The sequence below is a fragment of the Methanosarcina sp. 2.H.T.1A.6 genome (assembly GCF_000979455.1).
Taxonomy (GTDB): domain Archaea; phylum Halobacteriota; class Methanosarcinia; order Methanosarcinales; family Methanosarcinaceae; genus Methanosarcina.
Genome location: NZ_JJOY01000041.1, coordinates 75,970 through 95,219 on the forward strand (window position 1 = coordinate 75,970; position 19,250 = coordinate 95,219).

Here is a 19,250-nt window from a genome sequence, read left to right on the forward strand (position 1 = left end):
TAAACAGCAGGTATATATTGTAAAAAAATTATTAGTAGTCTGATGGAAATTGATTGGGAAAAAATTGAGTTTAACGAATATGAATTAATGATTCTAGAAAAACTTTGTCGTAAACCTAGATTTTGTAGAAATGGGCATTACGACGAAAAAAGCCTTTTTCAAGGCGTTAAATCAGATAAAATCGGTCTAATGAGAAAAGCTATCGACAAATTATATAAACTAGGGATTATACATAAGTATCCAGCGCAATCAAGGCCTGATTATTGTTTCCATCAAGAGTATTACCCTTTCGTCCTCGATGTATTAAAGAGATATTCAGGTCAGTATGACTTTATTGATATAGAGACATTAAATATAAAATACAAAAAACATTAATAAAATATTCTTTTAGTAATTTTCCGTTTTTACATGAACATTTCTAGGAAAACAGACGAAACGTTACAGAGCCCTATTATATAAAAAGCATTATTTTTATAATGCAATTAAGTTCTAAAAGAAAACGTCATTTTATCCTCCGACTTTACACAGCATTTGATTTTGGCTCGATCCCTAATAAACTATACAGAACCGTATGTAGATATGTTTTTGATGCTAGAACAATTAGCAGGTCAGAAAAGCAACTCATATATAAGCACACTCTTTTTATTCGACATCTTCATAAAAAATTATTATTGAAGTGGAGAACAAACATAGTAAAAAAGATATTGAGCCTAAAATAGGCTATTTTTACCAAAAGTAGTTTATTTCTAAATATCTACAAAAACAAATATGAAGTTATTACTATTTATAAAAAATCTATTAAAAAATACAATAAATACTAATAACATTGTTGTAATACTCGAGTTTCTACGGAACACAAATTATTCTTATCTTTTCTTTATTACTTTTATTATTTCGGTGATATCTTGGTTTCCTTCTCAAGTAAAAGCAATTCCTAATGTTTTACCTATTATTAGAATGCTTCCTGAAATTATTTTTGTTGCTGTATATTTAATGACTATTTCTATACTTTTTTATACGTATTTTAAATGGAAACATATGCCAATACATGTTCTCAAATATTCTCATATTAAAGGTGTAACTATAGTTTCGGATTTCTTTGACTATTACTATACATTGATCCCAGTTTGTCTGATAACTACAGGCATTGCATTGGTAACCTTAGTTAACGTCCATGTGTACTTTGTTTTAGCGGGGATAATATTATTCTGTCTTGGATGGTACGCACTTTTTATGTTCACCTTAATGAAAATTACCTTTTATAAAATGGGAGTATATGACAAATATAACAATATCACTAGAGCTAACGATATTTTAATTAATTATATTTCTCCAAACGATACCGATATAAGATATTTAGCTATTAAAGAGTTTACGAAGCACTTTAAAAAGGTTCTAGACGGCATCGATTTTCATTTTAGCGCTCTTTATAATAAAAGAATGAATATTGACTCTTTGCAAACTGAAGAAAATATCACCGTAAAACAATTAATAATCCGTTATCTTCCCTTATACTTAAGTTATTGTAGTGAGACAGAACTAAACTCTTTCAAAACAAAACTAAACTCAATGGCAAATTTGATAGATAATGAAAATACGATAACTTCTTTAGATATCATAAAAATAATTCATTCTATTCATCAAGACATAGTAACATTTCTTAATCAACATTCTTATGTTATACCTAAAAACAATCTATTTACTAATTTTATATATAATATCAATAAAAAACAAACTTACCTTATGGAAGTTTTTGTTGGTATTTTTTTTATTATAGGATTATTTAAATTTTTTATTCCAGACGAGGTTTTAAATAATCTTCTTAATGAAACCTTTGATCATATTTTAGGATATCGCGTTGATTTTGCACTTATGCCCCTTTTATTTTGTCAATACCTGTTGTTTATAAGTTTTTAAAAGACTTAATTGAATAAATTTACTTTCATTTAGAAATAGGAGACATTTTAATGGCCAGATGCAAATATAAGTTCCAAGGTACTCACTACAACTTTACGTGTCCTTTTGAAGTTGAAGAGGGAAGTAAATACTGCTTCTGGCATCAGGAAATAGAAGAAAAAAGACCTTCTAAAGAGCAGCTAAATCTTTTAAAAGAGAATGAAATTATCGGTATCTTCCTTCCTAAAGTCAACTTTAACTTTGTTGATTTACAAGGCATTAATTTAATTTTAGCTAATTTAGAGGGATCATCTTTTTATAAAGCAAATTTAAAAGAAGCTAACTTAAATTCCGCAAATTTGCAAGGTTCAGATTTAAGAGAAGCAAATTTAGAAAATGCGTATCTACCAAGAGCTAATTTGCAGGGAGTAAAACTTTTCCAAACCAATTTAAAGGGAGCATGCTTGGAATTTGCAAGATTACAAAATTATAGTCTCACTACAATAAACTTTCAGGATGCTGACTTAAGATACTCTGATCTAACAAATTCAGACTTGAGTGGTGCGAATCTTAGCAGAGCAAATTTGGAATATGCTACTCTCGAAAATGCAAACTTAAGAAGATGTAAATTAATTGAAGCGAAGATGTATTATTCTAATCTTTCAAAATCTGATTTAGCTGATTCAGATCTGAGTGGAGCAGATCTTAGTTATGCTGATATAAGGCAGGCATCTTTAATAGGCACTATTTTTGATTCCAAATCCATTTTAGAAGGAACTCGGCTCATAGGTTCAAATATATCTAGCTCATATGTTGATGAAACAAAGACATTCAGAACTGCCATTTTCTTTAACTCTACTGAAATTAGTGAGAAAGAGATTAACGAATTCGTTGCAGATACTCTCTCGACTAAAAGACCATTTCCATTTATATTAAATAAACAAATTATGTTTGATGTCGAAAAAATTGAGGACTTCGAAAGTGATTCCGATTTTGTATTAGATGCTTTAAATAAAGAAGAAATTATAAGGTGTATCGGTTATGGTAAAGCACTTAATATTTACAAAGTTATTTTCTACAAAGACTTAATCGATGCACATCAAAAAGGGAAAATTTCTTATGAAATTAAGGAAAAATTTGATGATTTAGTATTTTATAAAAAGCCGAAAGAAAATAGTCATCTATGGAACAAAATACCATCATTAAAAAACTATATGATAGCTATTGCATATGAATATTTTTTATTTGATGATAGAAAAGAACTTTTTTTTGAATATCCGACATTCTTATCTTCATATAGAAAAGGACTTCTTTATGAATCTTCCTTTGAAATATATACAAAATTATATAACTTTTATTCATCCAATGGTGACAGTCTTCAAGCAAAACATGCTCATTATAGGGCAAATGAGTCTTATCGAAAACTTTTACTTGCAAAGGGAGGTTTTAAGAATAATATTAGGGCAAGAGTTTTTGATGGGTTTATTCTGAAAGTTTTATCAGGACATGGAGACCAAATTTGGAATCCTATTTTTTCTTCTATGATTGGTATTATTCTATTCTCTTTTTGTTTCTGGCATATAAATGGTATAATTGTTCAAGGAAGAGAAGTCAAACTAATAGACTATCTTTACTTTAGTCTCACTACTTTTACAGGATACAGTTTTCCAAATATACAGCCTGATATATCAATACCATTAATGCAACCATTAGTAATGGGAGAAACTATTTTTGGGCTGATAATGGTATCTCTGATTATTTTTGTCATTACATATCAGATCTCAAGATAACTTCCTCACTTAATACGTTCTTAATCTTTTTCGGGTTCTGAGGTCATAAATAGCTAGTATCTTTCAATATCCCTCTATTTAACCTCCAGCTAATGTGCTATAAAAACAAAACGAAAAATTGGGCACACTACGAGAATATGATAAAAAATAGAATTCTACTTCTGTGCTCATTTCCACATAACAATGTTTAGAGCAGCAGAACTTTTCGTATAGGCTCTAATTAATCGTCAGAATGTAAATTAATCAAAAGTTTAATTTTGGTTGGATGAATATATTAAAAGATCATCGATATGGTTATCGTTTTTAGTGATAGTTTTTTATATTTCGTAAAATTTCATCATAAGGAAATATAGTGTCTATAGAATGAGAAGAACAACGAAGCAAGGTCAAAGATGGTAAACTCTGAACTAAGCCTCTAAGCAAGATTTTCGGGATATGCCATGTTCTAGTTTTGACAAATGCCAAATTCAATATATCCCGAACCCAGTTTTGCTGTCTTCTTTACGCATCCCATATTTAGGGATGGAAATTACTCCAGACTCGTCCTATACGATTGGCTATGAGGCTTAACGTGGCTTCTAGTAATATGTATGTAGAAAGCTCGGGATAGTTGAAAAAATAGCTATGCTGTGTTCCATTTTATATGATGCCGAGTGGGGACAAACTAAATTAGTAAACTTTTAATAAAAGAGGAACTTAAGACCGAACTTGGGGCTACAACATGGAATACACACCATTAATTAAAGAAGACGAGATTGCGGAAGCATTTGATTCATTTTCAGGCAAAATGACAAAAGGTACCACACCATTTCTCAGCTACTTGGCTTACCGAAGATACCCTGAAAAAGAAAAAAAAAGATGTGTATGCTGGAACAAATCATTGGGGATCTGGTCATTTTTTGATAAAGCTGAGAAACTCTATTGGGGTCCAGTTGGTGTACAAGATTCATCCACTTCATCCCAAGATACATCCAAACCACCTCGTCTTATTATAACATGTTTAATCGATTTTCCTTGTGAGGGTATTAACCGGAAAGTGAATGGATTATTTGTAATGGATGACGACGAAAATATTTATGTGACACATAAAGGTAATGTGGGTGGTGGGGCGAAGGGTATTGGTAGATCATCATTTCGAAACTCTGATCAATACCAGAAATTTGATATCATAAATGTCATTTGGCCGGATGGAAAGGAAACCGAAACAATTTGCATAGGTAAACTTGACGATGCACTGCCTCGCAAGGTCTCCAACTTCGTAAAAGATGTGAGACGCTTTAAGGATGATATTAAAGAAAAGAGGGATGGCCGTCCATTGTAAGAGACTATAAAGAAATTAGGATCATTTTTATGCAGCATCTAAGCAGATTCTGTTGGAAAATCACTATATGTAGTATTCGAAGATGTGCATAAAATTCGTTAACCGATGACAAAACAACTGACAAGGGAGTAAGGTAATGAAATTATCATACAAGGTATGGTTGGTAGTTGGTCCTTTATTGCCTTTCAATAAAGAAGGAAAGCTTATTTTTGAGCCATATAAGGGATTCATGACTGATTTGCACGAATTGAAATATCTTGAAAATGAAATGAGAAATGGTAGACGATTAAAATCTACAGTAGATAATTTGGAATTAAAAATAATGAATAATACAATGAAGTGGAAACAAGGTCAAAGATGGTAGATTTAGATAAGAATGCAGTGTATAATGATTTTTATAGGTATTTAAGTTCACTAATGAACTCAAGTCGAATAACTGAATGATCTACATGAGTGCTTCATACTTAATCGAAATCAGAATGTTTGGTAAAGCAAAATACGATATAAGAGAACTCATATTAGATTCAGGTAAGCAATTTAATGTGCAAATACCAAGACGACCGGTGCCGCATATTACACTAGTAGGACCGTTTGATACAAAATACGAAAATGGATTAATAAAAGATTTCGAATCAGTATGTAAAAACGTTGATTTAATCGGGTATGTTGTTGAAGGTATTGGTGTTTTTGTAGATAACGGTGTAGTTTACTTAGATGTTCATCCAAGTGAAGAGCTTATTATTTTCCGTAAGGATTTAAGAGACAAATTATTTAATAATTGCTACTTAGCTAAGTGGGATTTTGTTGAGGATTTCAGGTTTCATACAACAATTGTAAATAAAGTAGACCAAGAAAAGATTAGAAGAATTGGACGAAAGATCAAACATGATAAAAGATATAGTCATAAAATGTTAAGAGCAACATTGCTGAAAAACGGAAGAATACTTGCAGAGTATGATTTCTTACTTCGAAAGATGCTTAATAGGTCTGAAGCATTGGATAGAAAAATTCTCGCCGAGACAATGAGATTATTAAGTAAAAGACACGAAAGTAAAAACACAGAAATAGATCAACCATTAAATAATCGTATATTTGTAATATCTGATTTGCATTTAGGACATTACAACATAATAAGGTATTGTAATAGGCCATTTTATAGTCTCAATGATATGAATAATACATTGATAAATAACTGGAATTCAACAATATCTAAACATGATACAGTTTATTTTCTTGGTGATCTCGCATATGGAAAAAATTCATCAACAGACTATTGGTTAAAAAGATTAAACGGTAATATCATATTCTTTAGGGGAAATCACGACGCTTCAGATAATATCAGATTTATTGACTCAAAAATAGTCACATTTGAAAGCACTAAATTTTTTTTAACGCACAATCCCGCAGATGTACCACCTAATTGGAATGGCTGGGTAATTCATGGACATGTTCATAATAATATACCTATGATTAATTATAAAAATAAATCCATTAATGTATCTGTAGAAGTAATAAATTATAAACCAGTTGATATAAGGACTATACTTAGATTGATACATTTAACAAAAAACGAGGTAGTTAAAGAACAAACGATTGAGTCTAAAGTTAATGGGTCATCGAAACAAAAAGAAGAAGAGTCTATACAATCTTTTTTGTATCGTATATTTACATGGCTTTTTGGTAAATAACTCCACATTATTTTGTCAAAAATATACGTTCAGACCCGCTTTTCGAAGTAATAATTAAAAAACAATTGTTAACAAAAACCAAAAACCAGCTAGAAGAAAAAAGGAAAAATTAGAAAAAAAGGAAAAAGGAAAATCGGGAAAAAGGAAAAAAGGAAAAAGGAAAAAACTACATTTTTCCTGAACTCACTGAAACTCGAAATTGCACCTGATCCCTTTGGGATCAAAACAGAGGTTGCAGGATACGCACCTTGCCTTTTTAGCCTCTCCTGATTTAAGCTTTAAAACAATGTCAGGTTCGCTGATGAACGTCCTGCTCATTGATATAAGGTCTGCAAACCCGTCTGCAAGAAGATCCTCCATAACAGAAAGAGACCTGATACCACCTACAAGGATTACCGGGATATCCACTGCACTTTTGATCATTTTTGAGTAGTTCTTGAAATATGCCTCTTTTGCAGGAGAGTTTATTGCAGTTTTTATGGTTACCCCACCTGCTTCACCTATCCCTCCGCTGACCTCTATTGCACATACACCTGCCTTTTCAAGAAGCTTTGCAATTTCCACGCATTCAGGAGCATCGAGTCCCAGCCCTGCCTTTGAGGAACCGGGCAGAAACCCATCCGTTGCATTCATTTTCACAAGAATAGGAAAATCGTCCCCAGCTTCCTCTTTTATGCGCTTTACTATCTCCGTAACTATCCTTACCCGGTTTTCGACGGAGCCTCCCCACCTGTCATTCCGCCTGTTTGTGTAGGGAGAGATGAAATTGCTTAAAAGGAAACCATGGGCACAGTGAAGCTGGACTCCGTCAAACCCTGCCGCCTTTGCCCTCACAGCTCCCATGGTAAAAGCCTCAATCATTTCAAGGATTTCCTTGTCGGTCATCTCCCTAGGGACTACTGACGAATGCCCGTTTTTGACCACTGACGGGGCAAGAGGAAACGGATATTCGTCCGAAATGTCTGCCTGCCGTCCTCCATGCACTATCTGGAGCACTATCTTGCTTCTGTACCTGTGTACCCTCTCGGTTATCTTCCGGTATGGCTCGATGAAGCGATCATCGTAGATGCCCTGCTGCAAATTATCGCTCTGCCCGCCGGGGAGGACACAAGAATAGCCAGTTATTATTAATCCGACTTCACTTTTTGCAAGCTCTTCATAGAGGTCACCGAGCCGGGAAGTGGGCGTTCCGTCTTCTTCAGCCATGAATTCATGTGTTGCTGACCTTACAACTCGGTTCTGGAGTTCCATGTTACAGAATGTGACAGGGTCAAAAATCATGGGAAAAAATAGGAGAAGGAAAGGTAAATAATTATCCCGGATTCTTTGAAATAGAAAACTTCGTGTTCAGGCACAAAGTTTCTCTTAGCTGTTACAGGAAAAGGAAGGGAGAGGAGGGAAAGGGAGAGGAGGGAAAGGGAGAGGAGGGAAAGGGAGAGGGGGGAAGGGGGAAGAGGGGAAGGGAGAAGAGGGGAAGGGAAGGAAAGGAAGGGAGAGGAGGGAAGGGAAAGGAAGGGAAAGGAAGGGAAATTTACTCAGGAAACTTCAATTCCAAACATGAGAAGGTCATCCGGATAATCGGGAATGTAAATGTATAGTTTTTCTGAAAAACTCAGATTCGCAGTGTAATCCGCCTGTACTTACTCTTCATAAGTAAATTCATTGTCCAGAATAATTTCATACTTGTATTGCCCCAATTCGGCATCTATTTTAGGCGAGACTATCTCGTCTTATCTATATCTGGTGTGGTCTATAGATATTATGTAAGCTGGGCTAAAAAAAGAAAATGATGAATAAAGTAACTTGGGCAGATCAGGTCTTTTATTCCGCATATCTGCGTGAGTCAAGTTCCTCTTCCATCCGCTCATTCTGCACTTTCACGGAAAAGAGGGTGAGGAAGAGCAGGAAATAAGCTATGAAATTGACAAGGAGAGTCAGTTGAAGTGCTGTCCCTTCAAGTCCTCCTCCGCTTCCGCCTGTGTTTCCTCCGAACATAAGGGGATGAGCTGAGCGCCAGAGCCGGATTGAAAAGAAACTCAGGGGTACGGAAATGAAACCTAAAATTCCGAAGACTGCCGAGAGTCTGGCTCTTTTTTCAGGCTCTTCGAGGGCTTTTCTGAGCATCGTGTAGGCGAGGTAAACAAGGAAGAGAACCAGGGAGGTTGTCAGCCTGAGATCCCAGATCCAGTACCAGCCCCAGGCATCCTTTGCCCAGATCGAACCCGTGACAAGCACCAGGAACGCAAAAAGGGTTCCCACTTCTGCAGCCGAGCGGGCGTAGATGTCCCATTTGAGAGATTTATCCCGGAGGTAGAGGATACTTGCGGCAAATACGACTCCAAACGCCAGATAGGATATAATTGCTATTGGCATATGGAAGAAAAAGATCCTGAAGCTCCCGCTCAGAACCTCGCCTGCTTCGTCCTTTATCGGAGGCAGGTAGAAAAAGAGCATATATATCGCAAGAAGCATTACACTGGCAGTTGCAACTGCCAGTACTCCGGTTTTTCTGGAATTTGATGCCATTTTGTTCACGTGTCTTGAGAGATTAAAGATAAAGCACAAGTTCAATACTGATACTTGTTATTAATTCGATTTACTTCGTTTATTATTGATTCGATTTTGATCGCTGTCTCGAATGACCTTATGTTTACTATTTTCCTTTTCCTTTCTTTCTTTTCCTCTCTTTCTTTTCTTTTTTCCTTTTCCTTTTTTTCCTGCTAGGAAGACCTCAGTCAGACCTCAGTCAGAAACAACATGTTCAAAGACCAGATGCGAGATTACAAAGAACACAAGGTCGTAAACTGCAAGCAGCCTTATTTCAGGAATCAAATTCCCGATGCTGTTTCCGGCAAGAATTCCGGCAGTTGCTTCCACTGCAGGAATCAGGACAGGCAGGAGTAAAGGCAGGAGAAGGACAGGCAGGAGAAGTTCTCTGGTACGGGTACCAAGGGTAAGGGCAGAGAGCAGGGTCCCGACAGCAATAAACCCGAAAGTCCCGAGGAAGAGGATGAGCAGGAGCAGGAGCAGGGTTCCGATTCCCAGGCTGTAATTGAAAAGTATGATAAAGAAGGGCAGGGTTACAGCTTCCATAAGAAATACAATCGCAAGGTTGGAGAGGATTTTTCCGGTATAAATCGCCCCTCTGTCCACAGGGCAGAGCATAAGTGCTTCAAGACAGCCGTTTTCAGTTTCCATTACGAAGGTCCTGGAAAGCCCGAGCATTCCGGCAAAGGTGAAAGCAATCCAGAGCACGCCGGGAGCAAGTTTTTCAACTTTCTCAGTATCCCCTAGAAAATCCCCAAAAGAAATGCTGAAGACCACAAGCACGAGAAGCGAGAAAATGAACATTGAGTTAAGCATCTGTTTTGTCCGGAACTCGGCTTTAAGGTCTTTTGCAGCGATATAAAAGCTCCGGATCATTTTTTAAACTCCTGTTTTCACGTTATTTATTACTTTATCCTGATTTCAATATTAATCTTTTTATATTTGCATTTTTAATATTTGCACTTTAATCGTGTTTTCGTTCTTAACTTTTGGGCTCATGTGAGCATGGAGCCGCATTTTTCCCTGAATTCCTGAAAACCTGAGAAATTTACCTTAAATCCATCATATACAAACTTTCCTTTATTCAGGATAAGAACCCTGTCGCAGAGGGCAAAGCCCCTTTCAAGGTCGTGGGAAACCATTAATTTTGTGCTTCCCTGGAATTCAGGGCTTTTGAGGAGATTTTCGAAAACCAGGGAGGCTCCGGGGTCAAGCCCTGTATAGGGTTCGTCCAGGAGGAGGAGGGAAGGTCTGTGAAGCAGAGCCCTTGCAATGGAAAGCCTCTGTTTCATACCTCTTGAAAAAGTGCTGACACGTTCGTCCGCTTTTGTTGCAAGCCCGACTTCATTTAAAAGCTGTAAAATTCTCTTTTCGAGTTCCTGACCGTTTATTCCATACATCTTTCCGAAAAAATGCAGGTTTTCTTTTGCAGTAAGATCTCCGTATAAGTAGGAATCGTGGGAAAGCATCCCTATTTCTTTGCGGACCTTTTCCGGCTCTTCAGTTATATTAAATCCGGACACGAAAACAGAGCCTCCGGTAGGTTCGATCAGGGTTGAGATCAACTTCAAAAGAGTGGTCTTCCCAGCCCCGTTAGGGCCAAAAACAACTGCAAATTCGCCTTTTTTGAGGTCAAGGTCAAGGGCTTTCAGGACAGGAGTTTTCCCGAAAACTTTTGATAGTTCCCTTATAGAGACCGCGTTTTCCATCGGACCTACTTTGAGAATCCCTCTAAATTAATCTTTTTATATGGTCTGTGATTTATCGGCCTGTAACTTTGCACTGGATTATAGCTCGGTATAGTCTAATGCTGTATAGTCTAATGCTGTATAGTCTGGCTGTCCGAGCATGAAAGTTATAGTCTGATACATGAAAGTTATAGTCTGTGCATGACCTGGTTGTAAATGACTTTTTCGCACAGTTCCGTATACTGATTCTGCTTGCAGAACTTGTCTCCAGCAATTATTTATTAAAACTTCCTGAGTATATTCTTCAAAAACCCCTTCTTTTCGAAGTACTGCTGGTGGTAATCTTCTGCCATATAGAAATCAGAAACCGGTACTATTTCGGTTATGATAGGATTTTTGAAAGCTCCTGACTTCTCGAGTCCTTCCTTTGAGGCTAGAGCAGCAGCTTTTTGCTCCTCGTTGTGGTAAAAGATCACGGAGCGGTACTGTTTTCCGACATCTTGTCCCTGCCTGTCCTTTGTTGTAGGGTCATGGACCTTCCAGAAAACATCCAGCAAGGATTGATACGAAACAACTTTGGGATCGAAAATGACCCTTATAGCCTCTGCATGCCCGGTATTAAGGGTGCAGACCTGCTCGTAAGTAGGCTTTTCAAAATGCCCTCCGCTGTAGCCAACCGCAGTTGCAACCACGCCTTTTACCTGCCGAAAAGCCTCTTCAATTCCCCAGAAACAGCCTGCAGCAAAGGTTGCCTTTTCCAGGCCCTCTTCAGGGTTTTCAAATATGTCCGTACTCTCTTCAGGTGTTGCGTTTCTCTGTTCAGCCTTTTTATTTTCTTCCACTATCTTCCCCCCAGTCTTAAAGAAAATCAGGTCTGCCTTATGATCAGGGCATATTTCATAATCGAAGCATGCCGCATAATAAAAGTATAGCTTACTCAGGATAAGATCCTTTTTCTCGGATCAGGTTTTACCGTATTTCCCCATCAGTTCCCCTTCAGCAATAATATGCCCTATCATTTCGCTTTCAAGCTCGTTTCTCCCGGACCCTGCTTTGAGCTCAAGCTGCCTGTCCAATGCATAAACTTTGAAGAAGTACCTGTGCGTGCCTGAGGAAGGGCATGGACCGCCATAGCCGATCTTCCTGAAGTTATTAATTCCCTCAATCCCGGGGATACTATCCTCCTCTATTTTCGCCACCGGCTCGATATTCCAGACGACCCAGTGAGTAAATGGATTCATGGGAGAATCAGGATCGTCCATGATCAATACCAGACTTTCGGCCTCCTCAGGAATGTTAGTAAATTCCAGAGGCGGATTTATGTTTTCCCCATTACAGGTATATTTTCGGGGGATAGTACTATTAGATTCAAACGCGCTACTAAAAACCTTTATAATCTGGAGGTCCATATTTTCATCCCCTTTCCCGGCATCGGAAGACTCTTCATCTGCAGGTGCTTCAATCTGCTCATTTTTAATACATCCCGAAATCAAGAGAACTCCTGCAAACAGGAACATTAAAACAACTGCTCCGGCTTTTCTGTTCACGTACAGCACCAGTCCCTGCGATCAGAGAAAATTGATTAACACTAATAATGTTAAGGCTGAAGAGATATAACCTTAAGGATTTTATCTCAAAGCCCAACTTCAAAACTTGAACTTAAAGACCGTAGTCTAAACTAATTTAGAATCAGATCTTAAAGCCCGGGCCTCTTAAAAAACTTAAATCCGTCTCCCGGAATTCCCGGGCTACACCATCGGTATCGGTACCTCCGGTAACCTGAAAAACAGGTTTAAAAATAAACTGCAGCCCGGGAACGATCTTTAAAGCCATCTCTTGATAAGATGAAGCTCTGAAAGGCAGATAACTCAATCTTCAACTTCAAGAGACTGAATTATATCATTAACTGTAAGCTCCCCTTTACCTACGCGCCGTACAAGCGGATAGATAAATGCGCAGTCATCAATTGCTGCCCAGCGAGCTTCACCTACGCGTCTTATAACTTCGTTCATAACTTTGCCACAATCGTTGCAGTATCTTGCATCGCTCTCTGCTTCACAAATTTCGCATTTCATAGAAAATACCCCCATAATCTATGTGCCTGTCGAAAATAAATAAATTTTGGTGATATGTGAGCATAATTGCACAGTCATTGAAAACCAGGAGCTGAAATTTATTGAAGATACAGGTGTCTTGGTACAGGTGTCTATCCTTTAAAGCCTTCCAGGTTTTCACCCTCAGCCAGCTCTTATTCTCCCGGGAACTATGGCACTTTCGGGAATCTGATACCTCCGGAGATCTTTTTCAGATAATATAAGGTAACGACAGTTCAGGCAAGGTTGGCAATAATCTCGTTTATCTCCTCTACCCCGGAGCCCTTGACCGTGACCTCTTCTTTGCTGCGCACCCCCAGTCCCAGCTCCACAGCCCTTTTGATCTGGGGCTGAGCCCAGACTGAGTTCATCTGGATCTTAGGAACCGTGCCCAGGGTTTTAAGAAGGGCAAGTCCTGTAGTGTCGTTTGCAATCACATCCGGGCTTGCCAGGATAATTCCCGGTTCCCTCAGAGTCCCTATATTCGGGCCGTCGGTTACAAAGCACTTTGTAGCATCCGAGATATAGAAATCAGGCTTATAAACGAGGTTAGACTCAGCAATCATGTTTCCGAAAAGCACATCCATCCCCTGCCCGTGAGGAAGCTGCCTCCTATCCCGGTCTGCAGTTATGCTGATCTGGGACTTAAGGCCCATAGTAAACGTTGCAGTCCAATGAGTCTTGATTACCGGAAGAGCAATCGTGTAATCTATTGACTTCAGAAACTCAGGCACATCAAATCCCCATGGCCAGGAGTAAGCCTTCCCGGGCTCCACATGTTCGCGTTTCATGTGGTCGAATGTCAGAATCTCATCAACTTCCTCAGCCTCCGCAACCTGCCAGAGCCCCAATCTGTTAAGCACTGCCTCCGTATTCAGGGGGGACATCGACTTCTCAGCCACGATTATTTTTCCAGGATTGCATCTTTTTACTTCCCTGATAGCGCCCCTCAAAACCTCGGGATTTGTCGAGCCCGGTGCAGGGTCTGCAGTATTTGCGTTCGGCCGGATCAAGACAGTTGACCCGTCCTTGATTCCAAGCCCACCTGCCAGCTCCACAGCTGTCTTCACGGACTCCAGAGTATCCCGATTTCTTGAAAGTCCAACAATTACCATACCAAACTCCCATAGAGGAATTGTAACCCGAGGTATAAAAATCAGAAATATAATTGATTTCTGTGTGCTTAAGCAAAGAGCAAACGCTGATTAATCAGTGACATTTTCAAGATATCCAAAACCCTCCAGATCTGTCTCCCCCCGCGCGCCGCGCAGGGCTGTAACCGGCCTCCCGGCCAGAGAAATACATTCCCTGAGCATGAAAACCGGCTTTCAAGCTCCACCAATATTTGTAATTTAGTCCGCTTAAGCGAAGCTCACTGCTGCTATAAGCCATAAATAAGCCCTCTTGAACGCAGCGAAAAGAACCGCGGGCTGTTGCGATTACATCGCAACTCCCAGAAAATATCAGATTTCCTGAGATCCCGAATCACAACTCGGACGAATTGCAATTCGGGCGAGGCGCAATTCGGGCGGCGAAACTCGGGTGTTACTGGCGTAACTTGCACTCGCACATCTCTATGAGCGCCACTTCTCCGATTCTTGAACCGCGGGCAATAAGCGTATCTCCTGCCTGAACAACAGTATTGCCTTTGGGAGCATAGACCCAGCGTTCCGCTCTCTTAATTGCCATTACATGCAACCCGGTTTCGGTTTCGAGTCTCAGTTCCGAAAAGGTCTTGCCAACTATTGGAGAGCATTTTTCGACCTGGAGCCGTGTGATTACCTCTTCGGAGTTCCGGACTGCAAGGGTTATGATCGGGTGGAGCTCAATATCCCTGAGAACCGTATCTGCAATCCCGTAGGCAGCATCCGAAATTGCTTCCGAGGCGCTGGCAAGGTGCAGGATTCCCCTGAGCATGTTTACATCTTCAACGTGTTTTGCAGTTTCAAGCACCCAGTGCTGAAGTTCGTACTTCATGGAATCCATTTCGGACTCAAGGGCGCTGACCTCATATGCGATATCTTCGTTATCGAAGAGGATAGCAGAGTACGCAAGCCCTACCGAGAGTTCAGACATGTTTTTCATGTCCACGATTATGTCCACGGCATGTTCGAGGTCCTTTAAGATCTTATCGTGCTCGATTTCTCTCGGAATAAACTTCCTTGTCGTCGCCATTTGAAAGAAAAGAGGGACACCTTCATCATGCCCCCTGGCGATCAGCACATCTCCCTGGCGGAGTCGGGTTTCCTTATCAGGATCGTAAATCCAGTCCTCGCTTCTGCGGATCGCAATTACCCACATCCCGGTCTCGATATCAAGCTCGAGGTCACCAAGAGTGCGCCCGGTCATTACAGATTCTGCAGCAACGGTTGCCCTGACAATGGTTTCTTCGGCTTCCCTGAGGGCTACCTTCAGCTCCATAGGAATGCCCATGTTCATGAGAACGATTTTGGCAATGTCGCCTGCAGCGTTTGCTATATTTTCCGAGGATGCAGCAACCTTCAGAACTCCCAGGAGTTCTTCAGCTTCATCAACCCTGCGCGTGCTTAACATTGCAGCCATCTTCATATTATAGTCGAGGGTATCCATTTTATCTTCAAGGTTAAGCACCTCTTCTGCGATGTCCTCATCATCATAGACCATTGCAGAATACGCAAGGTCTACCATGAGTTCGGAAGTATCCTTCATCTCAGTCAAAAGGTCTATAAGATTCCTTGGACTGTATCTGAATTCTTTAGGGAACATGGTCTATGTATCAACTCTACCTTATTGTTGGTGTGTATGAGTATATACCTCATAGTAATTATTAATTTTCGAATTATTCTGAATTGGAAGGCTTAATAGATTAAATAAAAATATTCTGGATAAAAGTAATAATATTAAGTCGCATCCCATTTATATAATTTCCAGCAAATGCAGGGCTGTGAAGATCCCCATAACCCCTACGAGGTCTCCAAGACTTGCTATTAAAGGGATAACAGTATCATCAGGATCTATCCCGAAGCGGTGAGAAGCAAAGGCGATTACAACTGTAGCAGAGTATACAACTGTAAGTTCTATAACAACTGCAATAAGGCTGATTTCCAGCAGGGTAATGAAAGGCATCCCAAACCCCATAAGTTTGCTTGCAAAGAAAACCAGCACACTGACAGAAATCGAAGAAACAAAGCCCACAATTGATGCTGCAATAACGCTGTTATGGACCACAGGGTTCCTGTAAATCCGGTCCCCAAGTCCCATGTGGAAAGCCGATGAGAGTCTGGCACCCAGCATACTGCCTGTATCGCCCCCGATCTTGATAAGGGAAGGAATAAGGATCAGGATTGCAGGCATGGAAAGCAGGCTGTTTTCTCTTGTGTTAAGTATCTGCCCGACAATGATTCCTATTACGCAGGTGACCGAAAGAACGGGAAGCCCGCGCTGGATAATGCCTCTTACAGTGTAATAGCTGGTCTGTTTCCCGGTTTTTCTCAAAGCATCACCACCAGTTTTGCCGAGAGAAAAAGCATGAACATGGAAACGATATCCCCGATAGTTGCAATTGAAGGCGTAACAACATTATCGGGATCGAAACCGAACCTGAACATACCTATGGCAAGCAGGACAGCAACAAAAGAGAGGATTACTCCGGAAGTAAGGGCAGAAATCACACAGATAAGGATAAGTTTGAAAGCTCCCGCACTTTCAAAACCCAGGGCGAGGGTGACAAAATGCCCTAAAAACCCGAGCAAGATCGCCATAAAAAAACCAAGAAGAAGAGAACCTGAAATATTATTTGTCAGCTCAGGGTTGTTCCTGTCTATGTCAGTGATCAACCCCATATGGATTGCACTGCCTAGCCTCGAACCAAGGGTTGAGGAAATATTCCCGCGCAGCCCGAGCACGCCAGGATAAATAACAATTAATCCGGGAATCATTTCAAGTTCGCTGGTCATTCCTGAAAAAATGACCCCTGCGATAACCCCTCCTACAGTCGCCATAAGTTCAAAAGGCAGCGCCTCACGTACTATTGAAGAGACACTCGCGTACTCGCTGAGATACTTGTCTCTAAACTGGGATTCGAAGATGTCCTCATCCCTGTGCGACTCGGGAGGCATGCGGTTGTATAATACGCTGATATTATTAAAATAATAGGGAACTTTCGAAAAGTGAGTATGTGAAAAAAAAATTTATTTCAAGTCTGTACAAAATAATAGAAAAAAACTCAATCTTAGTTATTGAAGGTGGCAATTTTCCCGACATTACGAAGAATAAGGTCGGATAAGTCCCAACCTTATATTTTACCAAATCTTGAAGTTTTTGTCGTTTTTGCTGTTACTTTGTAAAATACAGAACGCAGTTCAGGGAAAAATTTCTGAACTGACAAAGAGAAAAAGTTTTGATGTGGGGAAATTCGGACTGGTTGGAGGGCGCGAAGCCTGCAAACTGTATAAAGTGGATTTATTTACAGGCTCATAGGAAGGAAGAAAGGATGAAACCATGTCATGCTATTCTTTTTATTATATAATTGCATGAATGCGAATGGAAGGATGTTTAGATATATAGTTTCTGGCCAGATCATCGAACTATCAAAGATTCAGAGTAATTGCAGACTCAAAATGAGTATGAAAAACGGATAGTTAGAGAGGATGGTCGGAAAACTTATAAGGAGATAACTAAGAGGAATTCATGGAGTTCAAAAGTATTTCCCGTACCACACGAACTCCATAAAATACACCCTAAAAGGCAGTGATTATGTTAGCTTTGCCTGTATTTAAGCTTGCCTGATCCTGCCTCCTAAGGGAAAAACAACTTAGGAGTTAGACGAATGATTAAGAACAAAATTACGATAAGCATACTTCTTTTGATAATACACGTGATAAATCTTGGCGGCATCAAAATAATTTAAGTTGTCATTAACTCTAAGAGCTTGAAATCACAGAAATTTTCATGCGTCTTCGGCTAAGGGAGGAATCCTGGTAAATTGCTCTATTTCTGTAACATTTTTCAAAAGCAAATATTGATGTAAAGTTGGAACAGGGCATCGATTTTAGTTTTGATGTTAGAAACTTGGGATTATTTTTTGCTCTAAAATCGATAGCATACATACAAGAAAATTCCTTAACCGATGACCAATGCAGAAATTTTACATTATAAAGTGTTGGGATTAGTTTTGTCTTTCTTTAGTTAATTAAGCATGGAGCAGTTATATGATTAGAAAATCTGATACTTTGTTGATAACGTTACTGTTATTTTTTGGGGTCTTGATATTTCCTGCATCTGCTGATGATTCAGTGCAACTTTCTCAGGAAAGTAATAATTCTGAAAATTCAGAAGTAAGTAATGTAGATTTTGACTATTATACTTACTTTTTTGGTTTGTACTCACAAGGAAATAATGTAATTACAAGATACGGAAAACTTCCTGTACTGGAAACTGAGGATCAAAACGAAAGATGGGACTTTACACTTGAAGAACTTAGTAATGAGATAAAAGACACTGTTGTCTCCAAATACATGTATCCTAATGGAGAGGTAATGACATGTGGGGCTAATGCTAAGGGATACTTCGTAATTTTGTTCAAGTATGGCAATGTTAATGAGTCGCTGATAAATGAAATTTACACTCTAATAGATGATTCTGCAAAAGAGATGGGTATACAGGATATTCCGGTAGAATTCGGGTATGGAACTTATAGGCAGGAAATTACATTGAACTCAGAACAAGGCATTTATCACTGGTTTGGGGAAAGTACAGAGAATCTTTCTGAATCTGATATATATACACTTGAAGAAGTTATGAAGGAAAAACCAACCACTCCAGTACAAAAAATAGTTGCAGCTTATGGAAAAATCCCTCTTCTGAAAGACCAGAATGAAATAATTACCTGGGCGGAGAAGCTGTCTGCAATTGCTGGTAGCACCCAGAATAAAATCAATCCATATATGAAAAAAGGACAGGTAATAACATACGGAAGAGAACTCACTAGACTGGAAGTAGGAATTAATGAGACTTTACCTTCTAAAGAAAAGGATACTATAGTTAAAGAGATTTATGAGATCATTTATAAAGAAGCAAGAAAACAAAATGTAACTGGTGTTCCGGTTATTTTTGACGAAGGCATATTTATTAATGACGTTGAGAGTGCAGATTTAGGAGTAGTTGAAGAGACAGCGAATTTATCAGCTTCCGAAGAAAAAAACGCTAGCTTACTCAATAAATTAAATAATAATAATAATAATAATAAT

19 protein-coding genes are annotated in these 19,250 nt (G+C 39.0%); 8 read left to right on the forward strand and 11 right to left on the reverse strand.

Annotated elements, in window-relative coordinates; translation table 11 throughout:
- Window positions 1–42: 42 nt before the first annotated feature.
- The 6 genes from EO98_RS12070 (at window position 43) to EO98_RS17540 (ending at window position 6,695) form a co-directional block, all read left to right on the forward strand.
- Complete coding sequence (locus tag EO98_RS12070) at window positions 43–375, forward strand: hypothetical protein (protein ID WP_048137394.1); 333 nt, start codon at window positions 43–45, stop codon at window positions 373–375.
- Window positions 376–897: 522 nt separating this feature from the next.
- Window positions 898–1,917 (forward strand): hypothetical protein, encoded by a 1,020-nt coding sequence (locus EO98_RS12075; protein ID WP_156164096.1) that lies wholly within the window; start codon window positions 898–900, stop codon window positions 1,915–1,917.
- 50 nt (window positions 1,918–1,967) lie between these two features.
- Window positions 1,968–3,686: a pentapeptide repeat-containing protein gene (locus EO98_RS17535; protein WP_052734425.1), complete on the forward strand. Its 1,719-nt coding sequence runs from the start codon at window positions 1,968–1,970 to the stop codon at window positions 3,684–3,686.
- A 721-nt stretch (window positions 3,687–4,407) separates the two neighbouring features.
- Window positions 4,408–5,007, forward strand: coding sequence for a hypothetical protein (locus EO98_RS12085; protein WP_048137398.1), 600 nt, complete (start codon window positions 4,408–4,410; stop codon window positions 5,005–5,007).
- 136 nt (window positions 5,008–5,143) lie between these two features.
- The gene (locus EO98_RS12090; RefSeq protein WP_048137400.1) at window positions 5,144–5,371 is read left to right on the forward strand and encodes a hypothetical protein; all 228 of its coding nucleotides are present in this window, start codon (window positions 5,144–5,146) and stop codon (window positions 5,369–5,371) included.
- Window positions 5,372–5,456: 85 nt separating this feature from the next.
- Window positions 5,457–6,695, forward strand: a complete 1,239-nt coding sequence (locus EO98_RS17540) for a 2'-5' RNA ligase family protein (protein WP_052734426.1) — start codon at window positions 5,457–5,459, stop codon at window positions 6,693–6,695.
- 183 nt (window positions 6,696–6,878) lie between these two features.
- Here EO98_RS17540 and EO98_RS12105 read toward each other — a convergent pair whose 3' ends face one another.
- The gene (locus tag EO98_RS12105; RefSeq protein ID WP_048137401.1) at window positions 6,879–7,976 is read right to left on the reverse strand and encodes an NADH:flavin oxidoreductase; all 1,098 of its coding nucleotides are present in this window, start codon (window positions 7,974–7,976) and stop codon (window positions 6,879–6,881) included.
- A 62-nt stretch (window positions 7,977–8,038) separates the two neighbouring features.
- Between EO98_RS12105 and EO98_RS12110 the strand changes: the two genes are divergently transcribed.
- Window positions 8,039–8,293, forward strand: coding sequence for a hypothetical protein (locus EO98_RS12110; protein ID WP_048137403.1), 255 nt, complete (start codon window positions 8,039–8,041; stop codon window positions 8,291–8,293).
- 223 nt (window positions 8,294–8,516) lie between these two features.
- Here the strand turns inward: EO98_RS12110 and EO98_RS12115 are convergent, their stop codons facing one another.
- From EO98_RS12115 to EO98_RS12165, 10 genes are all read right to left on the reverse strand, one after another.
- Complete coding sequence (locus EO98_RS12115) at window positions 8,517–9,260, reverse strand: cytochrome c biogenesis protein (RefSeq protein ID WP_082098595.1); 744 nt, start codon at window positions 9,258–9,260, stop codon at window positions 8,517–8,519.
- Between the two features lie 177 nt (window positions 9,261–9,437).
- The gene (locus tag EO98_RS12120; RefSeq protein WP_048137407.1) at window positions 9,438–10,118 is read right to left on the reverse strand and encodes a heme exporter protein CcmB; all 681 of its coding nucleotides are present in this window, start codon (window positions 10,116–10,118) and stop codon (window positions 9,438–9,440) included.
- A 119-nt stretch (window positions 10,119–10,237) separates the two neighbouring features.
- Window positions 10,238–10,951 carry an ABC transporter ATP-binding protein gene (locus tag EO98_RS12125; protein ID WP_048137409.1) on the reverse strand — a complete coding sequence of 238 codons (714 nt, stop codon included), beginning with the start codon at window positions 10,949–10,951 and terminating at the stop codon, window positions 10,238–10,240.
- Between the two features lie 260 nt (window positions 10,952–11,211).
- The gene (msrA, locus tag EO98_RS12130) at window positions 11,212–11,772 is read right to left on the reverse strand and encodes a peptide-methionine (S)-S-oxide reductase MsrA (RefSeq protein WP_200895253.1); all 561 of its coding nucleotides are present in this window, start codon (window positions 11,770–11,772) and stop codon (window positions 11,212–11,214) included.
- A gap of 120 nt (window positions 11,773–11,892) precedes the next feature.
- Window positions 11,893–12,477: a YbhB/YbcL family Raf kinase inhibitor-like protein gene (locus EO98_RS12135; protein ID WP_048137411.1), complete on the reverse strand. Its 585-nt coding sequence runs from the start codon at window positions 12,475–12,477 to the stop codon at window positions 11,893–11,895.
- A gap of 321 nt (window positions 12,478–12,798) precedes the next feature.
- The gene (locus EO98_RS12145) at window positions 12,799–13,005 is read right to left on the reverse strand and encodes a hypothetical protein (protein WP_048132579.1); all 207 of its coding nucleotides are present in this window, start codon (window positions 13,003–13,005) and stop codon (window positions 12,799–12,801) included.
- Between the two features lie 254 nt (window positions 13,006–13,259).
- Window positions 13,260–14,138 (reverse strand): DUF362 domain-containing protein, encoded by an 879-nt coding sequence (locus EO98_RS12150; protein ID WP_048137415.1) that lies wholly within the window; start codon window positions 14,136–14,138, stop codon window positions 13,260–13,262.
- Window positions 14,139–14,568: 430 nt separating this feature from the next.
- A complete protein-coding gene (locus EO98_RS12155; RefSeq protein ID WP_048137417.1) occupies window positions 14,569–15,768 on the reverse strand; it encodes a potassium channel family protein in 1,200 nt (399 codons plus the stop codon).
- A gap of 150 nt (window positions 15,769–15,918) precedes the next feature.
- Complete coding sequence (locus EO98_RS12160; protein ID WP_200895254.1) at window positions 15,919–16,497, reverse strand: magnesium transporter; 579 nt, start codon at window positions 16,495–16,497, stop codon at window positions 15,919–15,921.
- On the reverse strand, window positions 16,494–17,120 hold the full coding sequence (locus tag EO98_RS12165; RefSeq protein WP_048132576.1) for a magnesium transporter: 627 nt from the start codon (window positions 17,118–17,120) through the stop codon (window positions 16,494–16,496). Before EO98_RS12165 ends, EO98_RS12160 begins: the two co-directional genes overlap by 4 nt.
- 1,092 nt (window positions 17,121–18,212) lie before the next feature.
- On the opposite strand from EO98_RS12165, the gene EO98_RS12170 reads away from it, so the two are divergent.
- Window positions 18,213–19,250 (forward strand): hypothetical protein (locus EO98_RS12170; protein ID WP_235284790.1); only part of this gene is annotated, 1,038 nt, incomplete at its 3' end.

Bases quoted from the DNA above. Each gene is read 5' to 3' on its own strand.
- EO98_RS12145 (WP_048132579.1), bottom strand. From the start codon at position 13,005: ATGAAATGCGAAATTTGTGAAGCAGAGAGCGATGCAAGATACTGCAAC.
- EO98_RS12090 (WP_048137400.1), top strand. From the start codon at position 5,144: ATGAAATTATCATACAAGGTATGGTTGGTAGTTGGTCCTTTATTGCCT.
- EO98_RS17540 (WP_052734426.1), top strand. From the start codon at position 5,457: ATGAGTGCTTCATACTTAATCGAAATCAGAATGTTTGGTAAAGCAAAA.
- EO98_RS12125 (WP_048137409.1), bottom strand. From the start codon at position 10,951: ATGGAAAACGCGGTCTCTATAAGGGAACTATCAAAAGTTTTCGGGAAA.
- EO98_RS12105 (WP_048137401.1), bottom strand. From the start codon at position 7,976: ATGATTTTTGACCCTGTCACATTCTGTAACATGGAACTCCAGAACCGA.
- EO98_RS12070 (WP_048137394.1), top strand. From the start codon at position 43: ATGGAAATTGATTGGGAAAAAATTGAGTTTAACGAATATGAATTAATG.
- EO98_RS17535 (WP_052734425.1), top strand. From the start codon at position 1,968: ATGGCCAGATGCAAATATAAGTTCCAAGGTACTCACTACAACTTTACG.
- EO98_RS12165 (WP_048132576.1), bottom strand. From the start codon at position 17,120: ATGCCTCCCGAGTCGCACAGGGATGAGGACATCTTCGAATCCCAGTTT.
- EO98_RS12150 (WP_048137415.1), bottom strand. From the start codon at position 14,138: ATGGTAATTGTTGGACTTTCAAGAAATCGGGATACTCTGGAGTCCGTG.
- EO98_RS12120 (WP_048137407.1), bottom strand. From the start codon at position 10,118: ATGATCCGGAGCTTTTATATCGCTGCAAAAGACCTTAAAGCCGAGTTC.
- EO98_RS12155 (WP_048137417.1), bottom strand. From the start codon at position 15,768: ATGTTCCCTAAAGAATTCAGATACAGTCCAAGGAATCTTATAGACCTT.
- EO98_RS12085 (WP_048137398.1), top strand. From the start codon at position 4,408: ATGGAATACACACCATTAATTAAAGAAGACGAGATTGCGGAAGCATTT.